The sequence below is a fragment of the Klebsiella sp. ME-303 genome, from assembly GCF_007910085.1.
Classification (GTDB): Bacteria; Pseudomonadota; Gammaproteobacteria; order Enterobacterales; family Enterobacteriaceae; genus Klebsiella; species Klebsiella michiganensis.
This window is the reverse complement of sequence record NZ_VOJB01000105.1, coordinates 1-505: the sequence shown is the minus strand read 5'-3', so window position 1 is coordinate 505 and position 505 is coordinate 1. Positions and strand designations below refer to the sequence as shown.

At 50.3% G+C, this 505-nt stretch carries 2 protein-coding genes; both read left to right on the top strand.

Translation table 11 applies throughout. The features are described 5' to 3' along the window. Positions 1–82, top strand: an 82-nt coding sequence (gene rpsQ, locus FQK12_RS27930) for a 30S ribosomal protein S17 (protein ID WP_261393152.1), incomplete at its 5' end; no start/stop codon positions are given. A gap of 165 nt (positions 83–247) precedes the next feature. Beyond that, positions 248–505 (top strand): 50S ribosomal protein L14 (rplN, locus tag FQK12_RS27925; RefSeq protein WP_146295785.1); only part of this gene is annotated, 258 nt, incomplete at its 3' end.

The following is a 505-nucleotide window of genomic DNA, read 5'->3' as shown; positions in this document are numbered from 1 at the left end:
GGTTGAAATCCGCGAATGCCGTCCGCTGTCCAAGACTAAGTCCTGGACGCTGGTTCGCGTTGTAGAGAAAGCGGTTCTGTAATAGAGTACGCATTCTCGATACGGATAAACGGCTCAGCGATGAGCCGTTTATTTTTTCTACCCATATCTGATTTGCGGTGTTATAATGCCGCGCCCTCGATATGGGGCTTTTTTAACGACCCTATTTTTGGGTCTCAGTAGTAGTTGACATTAGCGGAGCACTAAAATGATCCAAGAACAGACTATGCTGAACGTCGCCGACAACTCCGGTGCACGTCGCGTAATGTGTATCAAGGTTCTGGGTGGCTCGCACCGTCGCTACGCAGGCGTAGGCGACATCATCAAGATCACCATCAAAGAAGCAATTCCGCGTGGTAAGGTCAAAAAAGGTGATGTGCTGAAGGCGGTAGTGGTGCGCACCAAGAAGGGTGTTCGTCGCCCGGACGGTTCTGTCATTCGCTTCGATGGTAATGCATGCGTTATT